Annotated in this window: 13 protein-coding genes; 7 read left to right on the forward strand and 6 right to left on the reverse strand. The window is 44.0% G+C overall.

Annotation, left to right across the window (positions count from 1 at the left end; genetic code table 11):
• Positions 1 to 53: 53 nt before the first annotated feature.
• Both metG and AB6D58_RS19365 read left to right on the forward strand, forming a co-directional pair.
• A complete protein-coding gene (gene metG / locus AB6D58_RS19360; RefSeq protein WP_017062160.1) occupies positions 54 to 2114 on the forward strand; it encodes a methionine--tRNA ligase in 2061 nt (686 codons plus the stop codon).
• Positions 2115 to 2335: 221 nt separating this feature from the next.
• Positions 2336 to 2815, forward strand: coding sequence for a DUF1456 family protein (locus AB6D58_RS19365; RefSeq protein WP_010437231.1), 480 nt, complete (start codon positions 2336 to 2338; stop codon positions 2813 to 2815).
• A gap of 194 nt (positions 2816 to 3009) precedes the next feature.
• Here AB6D58_RS19365 and fadR read toward each other — a convergent pair whose 3' ends face one another.
• Positions 3010 to 3849, reverse strand: a complete 840-nt coding sequence (gene fadR / locus AB6D58_RS19370; RefSeq protein WP_017062161.1) for a fatty acid metabolism transcriptional regulator FadR — start codon at positions 3847 to 3849, stop codon at positions 3010 to 3012.
• 640 nt (positions 3850 to 4489) lie between these two features.
• On the opposite strand from fadR, the gene nhaB reads away from it, so the two are divergent.
• Positions 4490 to 6082, forward strand: a complete 1593-nt coding sequence (gene nhaB, locus AB6D58_RS19375) for a Na(+)/H(+) antiporter NhaB (RefSeq protein ID WP_136978360.1) — start codon at positions 4490 to 4492, stop codon at positions 6080 to 6082.
• A gap of 147 nt (positions 6083 to 6229) precedes the next feature.
• The gene (gene dsbB / locus AB6D58_RS19380; protein WP_102394342.1) at positions 6230 to 6739 is read left to right on the forward strand and encodes a disulfide bond formation protein DsbB; all 510 of its coding nucleotides are present in this window, start codon (positions 6230 to 6232) and stop codon (positions 6737 to 6739) included.
• Positions 6740 to 6866: 127 nt separating this feature from the next.
• Here the strand turns inward: dsbB and AB6D58_RS19385 are convergent, their stop codons facing one another.
• Positions 6867 to 7487, reverse strand: coding sequence for a YecA family protein (locus AB6D58_RS19385; RefSeq protein ID WP_102398544.1), 621 nt, complete (start codon positions 7485 to 7487; stop codon positions 6867 to 6869).
• A 175-nt stretch (positions 7488 to 7662) separates the two neighbouring features.
• Here AB6D58_RS19385 and dusC point away from each other — a divergent pair, with 175 nt between their 5' ends.
• Positions 7663 to 8619 (forward strand): tRNA dihydrouridine(16) synthase DusC, encoded by a 957-nt coding sequence (gene dusC, locus AB6D58_RS19390; protein ID WP_136978361.1) that lies wholly within the window; start codon positions 7663 to 7665, stop codon positions 8617 to 8619.
• Between the two features lie 132 nt (positions 8620 to 8751).
• On the opposite strand, the gene AB6D58_RS19395 is transcribed toward dusC, so the two are convergent.
• From AB6D58_RS19395 to yfbV, 3 genes are all read right to left on the reverse strand, one after another.
• Positions 8752 to 10218, reverse strand: coding sequence for a sensor domain-containing diguanylate cyclase (locus AB6D58_RS19395; protein ID WP_136978362.1), 1467 nt, complete (start codon positions 10216 to 10218; stop codon positions 8752 to 8754).
• Between the two features lie 251 nt (positions 10219 to 10469).
• Complete coding sequence (locus AB6D58_RS19400; RefSeq protein ID WP_017062167.1) at positions 10470 to 11435, reverse strand: ABC transporter substrate-binding protein; 966 nt, start codon at positions 11433 to 11435, stop codon at positions 10470 to 10472.
• Positions 11436 to 11737: 302 nt separating this feature from the next.
• Positions 11738 to 12190 (reverse strand): terminus macrodomain insulation protein YfbV, encoded by a 453-nt coding sequence (gene yfbV, locus AB6D58_RS19405; protein WP_017062168.1) that lies wholly within the window; start codon positions 12188 to 12190, stop codon positions 11738 to 11740.
• A gap of 341 nt (positions 12191 to 12531) precedes the next feature.
• On the opposite strand from yfbV, the gene AB6D58_RS19410 reads away from it, so the two are divergent.
• On the forward strand, positions 12532 to 13728 hold the full coding sequence (locus AB6D58_RS19410) for an acetate kinase (protein ID WP_017062169.1): 1197 nt from the start codon (positions 12532 to 12534) through the stop codon (positions 13726 to 13728).
• 146 nt (positions 13729 to 13874) lie between these two features.
• Entirely contained in the window at positions 13875 to 16040 is a 2166-nt protein-coding gene (pta, locus tag AB6D58_RS19415) for a phosphate acetyltransferase (protein ID WP_017069189.1), read from the forward strand.
• An 82-nt stretch (positions 16041 to 16122) separates the two neighbouring features.
• Here pta and AB6D58_RS19420 read toward each other — a convergent pair whose 3' ends face one another.
• Positions 16123 to 17061 (reverse strand): glutathione S-transferase family protein, encoded by a 939-nt coding sequence (locus AB6D58_RS19420; RefSeq protein WP_065583982.1) that lies wholly within the window; start codon positions 17059 to 17061, stop codon positions 16123 to 16125.
• Between the last annotated feature and the right edge of the window lie 79 nt (positions 17062 to 17140).

Raw genomic sequence — 17140 nt, forward strand, 5'->3', positions numbered from 1 at the left:
AAAGTAGTATTACCTCTCAAATTTATACCTATCAAAAAAGCGAATTATTAAGTATGGCAACTGATCCAAGACAACTTTTGGTAACTTGTGCGCTTCCGTACGCTAACGGCTCTATTCACCTTGGCCATATGCTTGAGCATATCCAAGCTGATATCTGGGTTCGATACCAGCGTCTACGTGGCAACACTGTAAACTTCATCTGTGCTGACGATGCTCACGGCACGCCAATTATGCTTAAAGCTCAACAGATGGGTATCACGCCAGAAGAGATGATCGCTGCTGTTAGTGAAGAGCACCAAAAAGACTTCGCTGGCTTTGATATCAGCTTTGATAACTACCACAGCACACACAGCGAAGAGAACCGTGAACTGGCTTCTCACATCTACTTAGAACTTAAAAAGAACGGCTTCATTTCTAGCCGCACTATTTCTCAGCTTTTCGATCCTGAGAAAGAGATGTTCCTACCAGACCGCTTCGTAAAAGGTACTTGCCCTAAGTGTAAGTCAGAAGACCAGTATGGTGATAACTGTGATAACTGTGGTGAGACATACAGCCCAACTGAGCTAATTAACCCTAAATCAGCGGTTTCTGGCGCAACTCCAGTAATGAAAGACTCTGAGCACTTCTTCTTCGACCTACCTCAGTTCGAAAGCATGCTTAAAGAGTGGACTCGTTCTGGCTCTCTACAGAATGAAACTGCAAACAAAATGCAGGAATGGTTTGAGTCTGGTCTGCAACAGTGGGATATCTCACGTGATGCACCTTACTTCGGCTTTGAAATCCCAGGCGAAAAAGACAAGTTCTTCTACGTATGGCTAGACGCACCTGTTGGCTACATGGCTTCTTTCAAGAACCTATGTGACAAACGTGACGATCTAAACTTCGATGAATACTGGAAGAAAGACAGCACAACTGAGCTTTACCACTTCATCGGTAAAGACATTGTTTACTTCCACAGCCTATTCTGGCCAGCAATGCTAGACGGCGCAGGTTTCCGTAAGCCAAACAACGTATTCGTACACGGCTACGTAACAGTGAACGGTGCGAAGATGTCTAAGTCGAAAGGCACATTCATCAAAGCAAGCACGTACCTAAACCACCTAGACCCTGAGTGTCTACGTTACTACTACGCTGCGAAACTAAACAGCCGCATCGATGACTTAGATCTTAACCTTGAAGACTTCACTCAACGTGTAAACGCTGACGTAGTAAACAAGATTGTTAACCTAGCTTCTCGTAACGCTGGCTTCATTACTAAGCGTTTTGAAGGCAAGCTAGCTGCTGAATTTGCAGAGCCTGAGCTATACAACGAATTCGTTGCTGCTGCTGAGCGTATCGGTGAGCTATACGAAACTCGTGAATTCAGCCGTGCTATCCGTGAAATCACTGCACTAGCGGATAAAGCTAACCAGTACATCGACGAAAAAGCACCTTGGGTTCTTGCAAAAGAAGAAGGCAAAGAAGCTGAGCTTCAACAAGTTTCTTCTGTAGGTATTAACCTATTCCGCGTACTGATGGCTTACCTGAAACCAGTGATGCCAGAGCTTGCAGCACGCACTGAAGCTTTCCTAAACGAAGAGCTAACGTGGGAAGCGATTGCTACTCCGCTAACTGATCACGAGATCACTAAGTTCAAAGCGCTATTCAACCGCATTGACCCTAAGAAAGTGGAAGCAATGGTTGAGTCTTCTAAAGAAGATGCAGCCGCTGAAGCAGCAGCGAAAGAAAAAGCAGAAGCTGAAAAAGAGCAAGCAAGCCAAACTGAGCTAGACAAAGAGCCAATCGCAGACGAGATTGAGTTCGATGCCTTTGCAGCAGTAGACATGCGTATCGCTCGTATCATCTCTTGTGAAGAAGTACCAAAAGCGAACAAACTACTGAAGTTCCAACTAGACATCGGTGGTGAGACTCGCCAAGTATTCTCTGGTATCAAATCAGCATACAAACCTGAAGAGCTAGAAGGCAAGCTAACTGTAATGGTAGCAAACCTAAAACCTCGTAAGATGAAGTTTGGTATGTCTGAAGGCATGATCCTAGCAGCGGGTCCTGGCGGCAGCGACCTATGGATCCTTGAGCCACACGAAGGTGCTCAACCTGGTATGCGTGTAATGTAATTCTGGCTCCTGTCAGATAACAAGCACTCATCACTAAATCCCTAATGCATTTTTGACTTGAAAGAGTTAATCAGCATTGGGGATTTTTTATATCTACCGAAAATTAACGTTCTCTGTTAGAGTCGCCGTCAACTATGCTATGTAGAGTAGAAATTGGTTCGTCGACAAAAATAGGCTAAACCAACACCTCTTTACTCTAAAACCCTTTTTAGGAATCCCCAGTGACTAACAACGAAATCTTGCGTCGTATTCAACACGCACTAAACCTTAAAAATGCACAAATCATCAAAGCTATCGAACAAGCTGATGTGACTGTTGCTCATGACCAAGTGATTAACTGGCTAAAAGATGACAACGACAAGTCATGCTCTAAGATGAAAGATAAAGAGTTAGCGGTATTCCTAAATGGTTTCATCAACCTTAAGCGTGGCAAAAAAGAAGGCGAGCAACCTAAACCTGAAGTTGCACTGACGAACAACATGATCTTCATGAAGCTTCGTATCGCATTGAACATGAAAGCAGAAGATGTTTTGGACGTACTAGAAGTGGTTGGCATTAGCTTGAGCAAGTACGAAATCGGCGCTTACTTCCGCAAGCCAGAAAACAAAAACTACAAAGTGTGTGAAGACCAACTACTTTGCGATTTTCTAAACGGTGTGCAATTTACCAACCGTCCAGACTCAGAAGAGTTTGCGGGTTAAGTTACTACTCCTAGATAAATTTTAAGTTGCTACACATAGATAAATTACTCGTCATAGGTAAGTAACTGACCCACTGATAATTTTCTAGTAACGACAGATAAATAAAAAGCGGCGAGATAATTGAATTATCTCGCCGCTTTTTCGTTTTCTTTACGTCACTGACTAAACAGGAACAACAATAGTAAACCTATGCCTTAGCTGTCGTCTTCAGTGAAGTTCGTCGGCAATGTCGTTTTCATTTCATTCCAAACTTGTGCACTTGCGATACCGTAGTTACGAATCACTAATGGCAAAGTTTCGCGCTCGCCACTTTCACAGATAATGAACAACTCTTTATAAAAGTCCATCGCTAAACGTCGTGCTTCTGGGTTAGAGAAGTAGTAGCTACCGATACGGTCATAAAGTTTACGCACACCGTTAAAGATCAGGCCGTAAATCTGGTTGCCTGAGTGGAATGCCAAACGTTGGAAAAGCATGTAATCATAGAAGTTGAAAGTCTTCGCGATTAAGATCGTCTGACGTTTCGCTTCATCTTTTTCTGAATCTTCTTTTACCGCTTGTTTGATCTTGTCAGCGTATGGCGACGATTCTAGGAACTCATCCCAAGTTGGTGCCGCAAGTAGCGCTTCACAAGATTCAATCACGTTACTGATAGTACGCTCTGAAGCTTCTTTGTTTGCTTTGAATGCATAACGCATAAAGATCGGGCTGATATTAGTACGAGCAGCAAGCAGGTCTTCTACCATTTTGCTTGCGTTATCAACGTCCAACGTCATTAACGTATCAAGGATATGAAGACCTGAGGTTTCCATAAACTGGTTAACTTTAGTTGGTTTGCCATGTTGGATTGTCAACCAACCATCACGAGCAAGACGTTGTAGTACTTCACGAAGCGTAGTACGTGTAACACCAATCAGCTCAGAAAGCTCACGCTCTGCGGGCAAGATAGAACCTGGAGGGAAACGGCCATTCCAAATACTTTCAATGATATACTTCTCTGCAAATCCTGCCGGGCTCTTCGCCTTAATGACCATCTACACTTCAATCCAATTTAATTATTCTGTTCTAATTTACTCATCATACCACTAGTTCACACCTAGCGGAAACACCCTCAAAAATTTTACTCCCCCTAAACACCGTTAGAGTTATAACTCTAAAGTTCAGCACACGTTTGCACCTCAGATTTGTAAAGCAAGCGACTCTAAACCACCATTTAAACAAACCGTTAACACAACAATTTTTCTTTAAAATCAATGGGGTTGGTCATATTTTTAAAGCTATTAATTTGCAATATTAAGTTGTAATAATCATATATAAGCCGTCGTTATTCTGTGATTTTCAATCATTTCGCTGAAATATTGATTCTAGTCGATTTTTATCACATTTTAAGTGGTATGCTTGCGCTACTTTGATCGCGTTTCTCAACAAAAAAGAGGTATTTTTAGGGCTACAGGGCTTTTCCTGTTGACTAAATGTTATCTAAGAGTAAAGTTGCGCTCAAAAATAAGCAGTGCTTGAGTTTCTAAGGGAGTGACTTGGCAAGACCACAGAACATTACATGGAATGTAGTTTTTCTAAGTCACTGTTAGTCATAGTTTTTAACAATTTCTATAGCTCGATTCTCAAAATGTTGTATTGCTTGTCTATTCATAATCAACATAAAAGAGTATTAACATGCCGATGTCTCTCGGAAACGCTTTTATCAAGAACTTCCTTGGTAAAGCTCCTGATTGGTATAAACTTGCCATCATTTCCTTTTTAATCATCAACCCGTTTGTTTTCTTCCTAGTTGACCCATTTGTTGCGGGCTGGCTATTGGTGGTTGAGTTTATTTTCACTCTAGCTATGGCTCTCAAATGCTACCCACTTCAACCGGGTGGTCTATTAGCTATTCAAGCAGTCGCCATTGGCATGACCAAACCAGAAATGGTTTATCACGAGCTGCAAGCAAACCTTCCTGTATTACTCTTGCTCGTATTCATGGTTGCTGGCATTTACTTCATGAAAGAACTGCTTTTGTTCATTTTCACGAAGATCTTGCTTGGCATCCAATCTAAAATTTTACTCTCCGTTGCCTTCTGTGTTGCCGCCGCTTTCTTATCAGCATTCCTAGATGCACTAACAGTAATCGCCGTAGTTATTAGCGTTGCGGTCGGCTTCTACTCTATCTACCACAAGGTTGCATCAGGCAAGGGCACAACGTCTTCGCACGATCATACTCATGATGAAGAGATCTCAGAGCTAACTCGTGATGACCTAGAAAACTACCGTGCTTTCCTACGTTCACTGCTAATGCACGCTGGTGTGGGTACAGCACTGGGTGGTGTAATGACCATGGTAGGTGAACCACAAAACTTGGTAATTGCTAAGCAAGCAGGTTGGGAGTTCGGTGAATTTATCATCCGTATGCTGCCAGTAACACTACCTGTTTTCTTCTGCGGTATTTTAACTTGTGCACTTGTCGAGAAATTCAAAGTGTTTGGTTACGGTGCTCAACTACCAATGAATGTTCGCCAAATCTTAGTTGAGTTTGACAACAAGGAACGTGCAAACCGCACAAAGCAAGACGTAGCAAAACTATGGGTTCAAAGTGCAATCGCAGTTTGGCTTATCGTCGGCCTTGCACTTCACGTTGCTGAAGTAGGTTTGATTGGCCTGTCTGTGATCATCTTAGCTACAGCATTTACGGGTGTTATTGAAGAACACTCTATGGGTAAAGCCTTTGAAGAAGCGCTGCCATTTACTGCACTTCTTGCCGTTTTCTTCGCTGTTGTTGCTGTGATCATCGACCAAGCTCTATTTAAGCCAGTCATCGATGCAGTACTTCACGTTGAAGATAAAGGCGCACAGCTCGCACTCTTCTATATTGCCAACGGTATTTTATCGATGGTTTCAGATAACGTGTTCGTCGGTACGGTTTACATTAACGAAGTGAAAACTGCACTGGTTGAAGGCATCATCACTCGTGATCAGTTCGACCTACTTGCTGTTGCTATCAACACCGGTACTAACCTACCTTCTGTTGCAACGCCAAACGGCCAGGCTGCATTCCTATTCCTATTAACATCAGCACTTGCTCCGTTAATTAGATTGTCTTACGGTCGCATGGTTATCATGGCGTTGCCATACACCATCGTATTGGCACTGGTTGGCCTAGCATGCATTGTGTTCTTCGTAGAGCCAATGACAGCATGGTTCTATGATGCAGGTTGGATCATTCAACGCACTGGTGAAGTCGTTGCTCCAGTTATCTCTGGTGGTCATTAAGCTAAACATTGTGTCGCAAACCACAATAACTATAACTAACTAATCAAAAATATTAGTTGATTAGGAAACTTATCCAAGATAAAAAGCTCTGAGTAATCAGGGCTTTTTTATTTTATAGACAGGATTCAATTCGTGAACTTTTTAGCAATGATCAAAGACTTCTCTAAGGGACGTTTATCTTGGCTTTTACTGCTGGCTTTTATTGTCTTTTTTGAAGCGTGCGCTCTCTTCTTCCAACACGTGATGATGCTTGGTCCTTGCGTGATGTGTATCTATGAGCGCGTTGCTATGCTCGCTATCGGTGTTGCCGCCATGATTGGTGCGATTGCCCCGAATAACCCAATATCACGCTGGTTAGGCCTTGCTAGCTGGGGATTTGGCGCATACAAAGGTTTGATGCTTGCTTTAGAGCACGTCGATTACCAGTTCAATCCGTCCCCTTTCGCAACCTGCGACTTATTCGTAACCTTCCCTAGCTGGGCGCCTTTAAACCAATGGGCTCCGTGGATGTTTGAGGCTTACGGCGATTGCAGCAAGGTTGTGTGGCAGTTCTTCGATCTTTCTATGCCTCAGTGGCTAGTAATTATCTTTGCAGGTAACTTGGTTGCTTTCGGTATTGTGGTTATTTCTCAATTTGTGAAGTCGAAAAACGACTAACAGTAAGCCGTTGACACTTGGACAACAAAAAAGTCGACCACGAGGTCGACTTTTTTATTACTTAAGCTTTTGAACATATTAAGAGAGTCTGTTATTCACACAAACTAAGTTGCTCAACAAGCCGTGATTAGCTGCTTTTACCGCAGCATTGTTTAAACTTCTTGCCGCTTTCACAAGGGCAAAGGTCGTTTCGACCGATGTCTTTAAACGGGTTCACGCTCTGGGACTTATTGCCCAACATAGCTTCATCCGCTGCCATTGCCACTTCTGAGATCATCAGATCGACTTGACCCACTAAATCGGCAAGCGATGGTGGATTAGTAAGCCCTGCAGCGATCATTTGTTGTTGAGTTTGCTCTTCATCAATCGCAAGCATCAAGGTGGTTAAGAGCGCTTGCAACATGCGCAGAGTACCATCCGCGACTGTCACGCTCTGCCACTGCTCTTCCACTGTTGGCCAAACCATCATGAAGCCTTCAGAAAAATCAGCGAACTGTTCGTTAAAGTCACCTTCAGCCAGTACGTCTGTTAATAGGTATTCATTACGCTGAATCAGGTTGTGCTGGTGATTAATCTGTTCTGTCACCGTTTTTACCAGCTCTTTACCCGCTTCAGGCGCAACGATAACCAGCCACTCTTCTGGATCGAGTGGTTTGGTCGCTAAGTTAGAGGCAAGGATTGCACCTTCCATAAACTGCGGAGTAATGTCAGTGATTGATTCTGGTAGGCTTAATAATTGATATGTCATGAAAGCTCTGGATATTGGGCATTTTCGATATTATAACGCCATCCTCCCAAAGATGTCGCTATTAAGAGACGAAACCATCATTAAGACATGCACCACACTCATAGTGACAATTCTGTAAGCACACCGTACAATCACGCCTCGAATTTTTCGGTTCATTCAGTTTTGGTAAAGCAACATGCGCGTAATACTTGGCCCTATGGAGGGCGTTCTAGACCACCTAATGCGTGAAATTCTCACAGAGATTAATGATTACGATCTCTGTGTGACAGAGTTTGTGCGCATCGTAGATCAACTTCTTCCCCCGCATGTGTTCCACCGTATTTGCCCTGAGCTACATCAAGGCTCTCAGACCATGGCTGGTGTGCCAATCCATCTCCAACTTCTAGGGCAACACCCAAATTGGATGGCCGAGAATGCTTTTCAAGCTGCTAGCTTAGGCGCGAAAGGGATCGATCTTAATTTTGGTTGCCCAGCAAAAGCGGTCAACAAAAGTAATGGTGGCGCTTCATTACTAAAAGAGCCAGAGCTCATCTATCAAGTGGTGAACGCCTGTCGAGAAGCGGTACCGGCACACATTCCTGTGTCCGCAAAGATTCGATTAGGTTGGGAGCATCCGGAAGAGTGCTTTGAAATCGTCGATGCCATCGAACAAGCCAAAGCTGACGAACTCACCGTGCATGCAAGAACCAAAGTTGGCGGCTATAAAGCCAGCGAAATCAAATGGGATTTCATCAATCAAATAAGAGAAAAAACATCTCTGCCGTTGATTGCTAATGGGGAGATCTGGAACTATCAAGATGGTCAAGATTGCATAGAAGCAACAGGCGTCGATTCATTAATGGTCTGCCGTGGTGCTTTCAATATTCCAAACCTTGGTAACGTCGTTAAGCACAACCACCAGAAAATGCCGTGGGATAAAGTCATTGAACTTTTGCTGCGCTATTCAGAGTTTCAAATTAAAGGGGACAAAGGCATGTACTACCCCAATAGAGTGAAGCAGTGGTTTGTTTATCTAAGTAAAGGCTACCCTGAAGCGAACGAACTGTTTAAAGAAATTCGTACTTTCAAAAAGGCGCCACCGATTGTAGAACGCCTTCAGCGTTATCAAGAAGAACGCCGCCAACCTGTTTAAGATTATGTTTAGGGTTAAATACCCAACGCTACAAACGTGTTTACCGGTGCAAATAAGCTTTGCTTGGTAGACACGTTCGCTCTTCCCTCTTTCATTTTCATTTTCATACAAAGCATCGATTCAATAACGTGGTTAAAATTTAAGACGGTCTTTGCCCGTCGTCTTAGCCACGTACAGCTTTTCATCGGCGTACTTAAATATCTCATCGAAGTTAAGTTTACTTTGCTCAGTTTCAACAATGCAGACACCGCCAGACACCGTAAATCCATTTGGAATAATGTCGGCTGAAGTGGAACAAATCGCATTCTTCACTCGCTCTAATGTTCTCATCAAAGTTTCACGATCTTCGCCTTTCATATAAACGACAAACTCTTCACCGCCAAACCGTGCTGCAACGTCACTGCTTCGAATACTGTTGCTGATCTGACGCGACATATAACGAATCACATCATCCCCCTTATCGTGGCCGTAGGTGTCGTTAATTGACTTAAAATAATCAATATCGAAGACGGTTAATGCAAACAGTTGATCGTGCTCTACACTGCGCCAGAACGCTTCTAAGCCACGACGATTCAATAACCCTGTCATAGGGTCTTTGGCTGCGAGATCTTTGAAGTAACCACGTTCAATATTGGAATTGACGTAGAAGAAGATGGTTACTGAGAACAGATACACAATGATGGCAACAATAAGGCTGTCTTTCTCGTAGACGAAAAAGTGCTCAACCTCTTTCGCGATGTCTAATTTGTAATACATCGCATGGTGAGACGAGACACCATCCAGTTTGATCTCGTGATAAAAAGCAGCAGAATCTACCGGAGTCGCTAAAGTGGTATCAATGATATCGATCCGACCTGCAAGATGCTCATTCGAGTTTGCGAGCAGCTTGTCAGCATTAATATCCACCGACAGCATCCCTTGGTGAACGCCTTTATGGAATACAGGGATCGTCATACTGATTATACGGTCAAGGGAATCAAAACGATAACCAGGGCCTGAAAGGGTGAGTTGGTCAGGGTTGTTGGCAGTTTTCTGCCAATAAGGACGACTCTTTATGGTCGAGAGTAACTCTTTGCTCAGCCCTTTGGCAAAACCTTCAGGTGAAGAGATCACATAGCCGCTCGTATCAATAAAGTGCACGCCGGCATGGTATTCATCAAGCTGGGATAAAAATGAAAGAATAGGAGCTAACGCTATTTTTTCTGACGCGCTCTTATAACTATCACTGCTTTCAGAACAAAGAGACTCTTGACCGATTAGCATATAGTCGATATCGACAGAGGGAATGTCTGAGGTTTTACCGTCGGCAAGTAGCAATACATCAATAAGCCAAATTTGGCAAAGACCATCCACAACTTGTTTGTTGTGCTCAAGAAAGAGAGGGCTTCCTGATTTGTAGTAGTTGGAGAAGCTGTAGTCTAAGGCTGTCACCACCTTTGTGGTTCGTTTGAACACCTCTTCAATACGCTGGAATTCACTGCCAATGTCTTTCTTCACCAAATCAAAATGATTCTTTCCTATTAGGCCAAGTAACATTGCGGCGATCACAGCGGGAAACCCGAAGACAAAGGTTAGGCTAAAGTGCCTATTTACTTTCATATAATGTGCTCTTAGCGTTCAGCTATTTTCATTTACCCCATTAATATTATTACATTAATTGCCATTTTCCTCGAGGTAAAAGAGTGTAAATTGATATTAACGACACACCTAACGGTCAAATAACCGCTTACAAATGAATAAAATAGAGAAGCGCCAACATATAGAGCAGGTGAGTTTGTTATCTGAGCCCATTTCAATGCTGTTAATAATATGACTTATGGCCTATTAGCTCACCTAACACCAAACTCAATTCACCGGCTAATGACCGCACGCTCAATCACAGATTGAGGCACTGTCACGCCAAGCTCACGAGCAGCATCTAGGTTGACCACCAGCTGAGAGCTCTGCGCAGTTTTGACACTCAACTTCCCGGGCTTCTGTCCTTCCAGAATGGCTGCGACATAATCCGCGGTCTGAACCCCAACATCATAATAATCTAGACCTAAACCAGCAATCGCTCCCTTTCCGACATAAGATGTGGCGCCTGCGACGACTGGCGTATCTGCATGGTTAGCCGCTTTGATAAGACCCTCCATGCCGCTTGCAACCGTATTATCGGTCAAGGCATAGATAACATCGGACTTCTTAGCAATGGATTCTGCTTTTGCTTCGACATCGTCAACAGTCAGCGCTTTTTCGGTGTGAAGTGTATAACCGAAATCTCGAGTTGCCTTTCTCAATAACCCAACTAACGCAACGGCATTTGCTTCTGCTGGGTTGTAAACTACACCGATTGAATTAGCTTCAGGGAGCAGTTCTTTGATTAATGACACATGCTGAGTGATCGGAGATAAGTCAGAAAGCCCCGTGACATTACGCCCCGGCTTTTCTAATTGTTTAACGAGCCTAGCGCCGATAGGATCCGTAACCGCGGTAAACACGATAGGAATCGAGCGAGTCGCCGACACTAAGGCTTGTGAAGTCGGTGTCGCGATACCAACAAGTACATGTGGATTTTCACTGACGAGCTCTCTGGCAATCTTGGCTGCCTGAGCCGGGTTACCATTCGCCATTTCATAGGAGAATTCTAAGTTCTTACCGGGTTCATAACCATTGGCTCTCAATCCTTCAAGAAGCCCTAAACGTGTCGCATTCAGATCTGGATGGTCAACAACTTGTGAAACCGACACTTTGGCAACGTTTGCCATTGCATTGCCAGTCCATAGCAACATCAAGCAACTTAAAACCGCTGCCAATACCTTTCTTACAGAACTCATTATCGCTCCCTGAATCAAGCTCTACCCGTCATTACTCGCTCAAAGAGAACAACATCAAAATCACTATTGACATTATTACCAGTAACCATTGATAACTTGAAGTGATATTTAACAAAAATGCAACAAGACTCGAGTTATGTGAGAAAGGTTATATTGACTTCGGAGGAAGGTAAGAAACCAAGTGAATAAGGACAGGTAAGCTAAACGGAAAGTAAGCGAGGTAACAAAAAGAGGAGCAAATCTGAGAACAAGCTATAGAAGATGAATAGTTGTTCTCAGACAAGAGGAAGAGCTGGGATTCTTTAGAACCAACGCTCCATTGAGGATTTATCTAACTGACGAAAGGCACGATTTAAAATGATTGCCAATTCTTTATAGCGAGGGCGCGGCTTCATAGGCTCTAACGCAAAACCCGTTTCAGTGATCTTTTCATGCAGTTCGCGGTACCACGATACTAGCGCCGGCGGAAGTTGTGTATTTGAGCGATTGCCCAACCACCACATACCTTGTAGCGGCAAGCTGATCGCAAACAAAGCCATAACCACAGCCTGTGGCATCGCTTGGTAATTATTAAAGACCATTTGTGTAAGAACACTGATAGCGGCAATCGCAGGCATCACTTTCACGCCAAAACGGGTCGCTTTAATAATGCGTTGTTCTGGGAAGATCGCGTTTAACTCTTTTCGGACGGGCCAGAGATCCATGTACTTTTGGCCATCTTTTAAACTACTAGCTAAACCAACTCTATTGCTCATATGAGTCTCCCATTAAAAAAAAGTTGAAATCATCAACTAAAAACACAAAAATTTGACGAAAAATAATATTCTTTCAAATTTTTTTGTTATATTTGCACAATATCGCTATTATTTGCAGACCTCAATCTCATTGTTGCCCTTATTTACAATTTAAGCAACTTTGAGAAGACTTCTGCAAGGAATGCACAAGCCTCTTTTTGATAAAGAGCGCTTTCACTTTATACGGAAATTAACGTTTTTTTGACCAAGGTTAGTACGCAAGCCTATGTGCTTCGACTATTCTTGAGATTAATTTTCATCCTTAACTGATTTCGATCAGAAAAATAAACAGGTAGTCATTAATGTCTAAGCTAGTTTTAGTTTTAAACTGTGGTAGTTCTTCTCTTAAATTCGCTGTTGTTGATGCAGAAACAGGTGCAGAGCACCTAACTGGTCTTGCTGAGTGTCTAGGTCTTCCAGAAGCTCGTATGAAGTGGAAACTTGATGGCAAGCATGAAGCACAACTAGGCGCGGGCGCAGCTCACGTAGAAGCACTATCTTTCATGGTAGAAACTATTCTTGCTTCTAAGCCTGAGCTTAAAGCTAACCTTGGCGCTATCGGTCACCGTATCGTACACGGTGGCGAGCAGTTCACTTCTTCTGCACTTATCACTGATGAAGTTCTTAAGGGTATTCAAGACGCTGCGACTTTCGCACCTCTTCACAACCCTGCTCACCTTATCGGTATCGAAGCGGCTCAACAGAACTTCCCTGGTCTACAAAACGTTGCTGTTTTTGACACTGCGTTCCACCAAACAATGCCTTCTGAGTCTTACCTATACGCTCTACCGTACAACCTGTACAAAGAGCACGGCATCCGTCGTTACGGCATGCACGGTACTTCTCACCTATTCATCACTCGTGAAGTTGCAGGCCTACTAAACAAGCCAGTTGAAGAAGTTAACATCATCAACTGTCACCTAGGTAACGGCGCTTCTGTATGTGCAATCAAGAACGGTAAATCTGTAGACACTTCTATGGGTCTTACTCCTCTTGAAGGTCTTGTAATGGGTACTCGTTGTGGTGACCTAGACCCTGCAATCATCTTCCACCTACACGACGCACTTGGTTACTCTGTTGAAGAAATCAACAACATGCTAACTAAAGAGTCTGGTCTTGCTGGTCTAACTGAAGTGACTTCTGACTGTCGTTTCGTTGAAGACAACTACGGTGAGAAAGAAGAAGCAACTCGTGCAATGGACGTGTTCTGTCACCGTCTAGCTAAGTACGTAGCTGGTTACACTGCAACTCTAGAAGGTCGTCTAGACGCAATCACTTTCACTGGCGGCATCGGCGAGAACTCAGGCCCAATCCGTGAAATGGTTCTTAACCGCCTAGGCATCTTCGGTATCGAAGTTGACGGTGAAGCTAACCTTAAAGCTCGTTTCGGCGGCGAAGGTACTATCACTACAGCTAACAGCCGTATCCCTGCAATGGTTATCTCTACTAACGAAGAGCTAGTAATTGCTGAAGACACTGCGAAACTAGCAGGTCTTTAATTGATTTTCCTGACTAGCTTCATTCGAAGCTAGTCAGTTTTTCATATCAAGAAAATGGGGCTCAACTTCTATTCCTACCCCAATTTAAATATCGGTGGGAATAGCAGTTGAGCTTTTTTATTTCCAATAGTCAAAGGTGTTCGTCAATGTCACGTACTATTATGCTTATCCCTACAAGCGCTGGTGTTGGTCTTACTAGTGTTAGCATGGGTGTTCTTCGCGCTATGGAGCGTAAGGGCGTAAGTGTTTCTTTCTACAAGCCAATCGCTCAGCCTCGCAGCGGTGGTAACCAACCAGATCTAACGTCTACTATCATCAGCGCAAACAGCGACATTAAGATTGGTGAGCCAATCGCAATGACTAAAGCTGAAGCTTTGATCGGTAGCGAAAAAATGGACGAGCTTCTTGAGTCTGTTGTTGAGCAATACAACAAGATCAACAAAGACGCAGAAGTAACGCTAATCGAAGGTCTAGTACCTACTCGTAAGCACCCATTTGCTAACCAAGTGAACGCGGAAATCGCAAAAACACTTGGCGCGGAGATCGTATTCGTTGCGACTCCTGGTACTGACAACCCTACGCAGCTTAAAGAGCGTATCGAAGTAGCATGTTCAAACTTCGGCGGTACTAAGAACAAAAACATCAAAGGCGTAATCATCAACAAGCTTAACGCTCCTGTTGATGAAGCTGGCCGTACTCGCCCTGACCTATCTGAAATCTTTGATGATGCAGACAGCGCTCAGCAAGCGAACCTTGAAGTAATGCAAATCTTCAATTCTAGCCCTATCCGTGTTCTTGGCTGCGTGCCATGGAGCATCGACCTAATCGCAACTCGTGCGGTTGATATGGCTAAGCACCTTAACGCTGAAATCGTTAACGAAGGTGAAATCTCAACTCGTCGTATTAAGAGCATCACTTTCTGTGCACGTTCTCTACCTCACATGATTGAGCACTTCAAACCAGGTTCACTGCTAGTAACTTCTGCAGACCGTCCTGACGTTATCGTTGCTGCGGCTCTTGCTGCGAAAAACGGTGTTGAGATTGGCGCAATCCTGCTTACTGGCGGTTACGACATTCCAGAAAGCATTGCTAACCTTTGTGCACCAGCATTCGCTTCAGGTCTACCGATCTTCAAGGCTCAAGGTAACACTTGGCAGACATCTCTAAACCTACAGAGCTTCAACCTAGAAGTTCCTGCAGACGATAAAGAGCGTATCGAGTTCGTTAACGATCACGTTGCAAGCCACATTGATGGCCCTTGGATTGATTCTCTATCTGAAGGTACTCAAGGCATCCGTCGTCTAAGCCCACCAGCATTCCGTTACCAGCTAACTGAATTTGCTCGTAAAGCGGCTAAGCGCATCGTTCTTCCTGAAGGTGATGAGCCACGTACAGTTAAAGCTGCGGCTATCTGTGCTGAGCGCGGTATCGCAACGTGTGTACTTCTAGGTAACCCTGAAGAAATCCGTCGCGTTGCAGCGCAGCAAGGTGTTGAGCTTGGCGCTGGCGTTGAGATCATCGATTCTGCATCAGTTCGCGAAAACTACGTAGCTCGTCTAGTAGAACTTCGTGGCGCTAAAGGTATGACTGAAGTTGTTGCTCGTGAGAAGCTAGAAGATTCAGTATTCCTAGGTACTATGATGCTTGAAGCTGGCGAAGTTGACGGCCTAGTTTCTGGTGCTGTTCACACAACGGCAAACACTATCGTTCCTCCGTTCCAGATCATCAAGACTGCTCCTGATGCTTCTATCGTATCTTCGATCTTCTTCATGCTTCTGCCTGATCAAGTTCTTGTATACGGTGACTGTGCGATCAACCCAGATCCAACAGCTGAACAGCTTGCTGAAATCGCTATCCAATCTGCAGATTCTGCTGCGGCATTCGGTATCGACCCACGCGTTGCTATGATCTCTTACTCTACTGGTGAATCTGGTAAGGGTGCAGACGTAGATAAAGTACGTGAAGCAACGAAACTTGCTCAAGAGAAGCGTCCTGATCTAGTGATCGACGGTCCTCTACAGTACGATGCAGCAATCATGGAAAACGTAGCCGCTTCTAAAGCGCCTAACTCTCCAGTTGCAGGTAAAGCGACAGTATTCGTATTCCCAGACTTAAACACGGGTAACACGACTTACAAAGCTGTACAGCGTTCAGCAGATCTAGTATCTATCGGTCCAATGCTTCAAGGTATGCGCAAGCCAGTAAATGACTTGTCTCGTGGCGCTCTAGTAGACGATATCGTTTACACAGTAGCTCTAACGGCTATCCAAGCAGACCAAGCTGCACAAGCTGAAGAAAAAGTAATTAACTAATTTTTCTTTTGTAAAAAGCAAAAACCCTAGATGTTTATCTAGGGTTTTTTTATGTCTGGAGTAAAGGAACTACTTGGTAAGCCTAGCCTCGACCATGTGGTGATTCTAAGTCTAGCTCTGGTCCTTTGGGTACAACTTGAGTCGGATTGATACCAGTGTGGCTGTAGTAGTAGTGGCGCTTGATGTGGTAGAAATCCGTCGTCTCTTTAATACCCTCTATTTGATAGAGCTCTTTTAGATAACCTTGGATATGTTTGTAATCCGCAATTCGTTGCTTGTTACACTTGAAGTGACCCACATACACAGCATCGAATCGAACCAAGGTCGTGAACAACCGCCAATCCGCTTCAGTAATCTGCTCTCCCGCTAAATAACGTTTCTCACTAAGATGCGCATCCACTTTATCTAACGCTTCAAATAACGCTTCATACGCCTCTTCGTAGGCTTCTTGTGTTGTCGCAAAGCCGGTTCGGTATACGCCGTTGTTGATGTTTGGGTAGATATAATCATTCCACTCATCAATCTTCTTGGACAACTCCCACGGGTAGTAATCATCGGTGTTACCCGTTAGCTCGTTAAACTCTGAGTTAAACATGCGAATGATTTCAGACGACTCGTTACTCACAATGGTGTTGGTTTTCTTATCCCACAGCACAGGTACCGTTACTCTACCCGAGTAGTCAGGCTTGGCTTGAGTGTAGATTTGGTGCATGCGGGTATGGCCAAATAGAGGTTCAGGTAACCCCATTTGCCAACCTTCACTCATCATGTCTGGGCAAACAACCGTCACGTCAATGTGATCGGTTAGGTCTTTCAGCTCACGGAAGATAAGGGTTCGGTGCGCCCAAGGGCAAGCTAACGATACGTATAAGTGATAACGGCCGCTTTCCGGCTCAAACTGCGCGCCCGGTTTGTTCTCTATCCAGTGACGAAAGCCCGCATCTTCACGAACAAACTTACCACCGCTTTCTTTGGTGTCGTACCACACATCGTGCCAAACACCTTCAACTAACTTACCCATATCCAAACCTCTGTCATCGAAACTTTTCTCTAGTATAAAAAAAGCCAACTTTTTCAAAACTAGAAGAAGTTGGCTTAGT

Source organism: Vibrio sp. 10N.239.312.D08, assembly GCF_041466145.1.
Classification (GTDB): Bacteria; Pseudomonadota; Gammaproteobacteria; order Enterobacterales; family Vibrionaceae; genus Vibrio; species Vibrio crassostreae_C.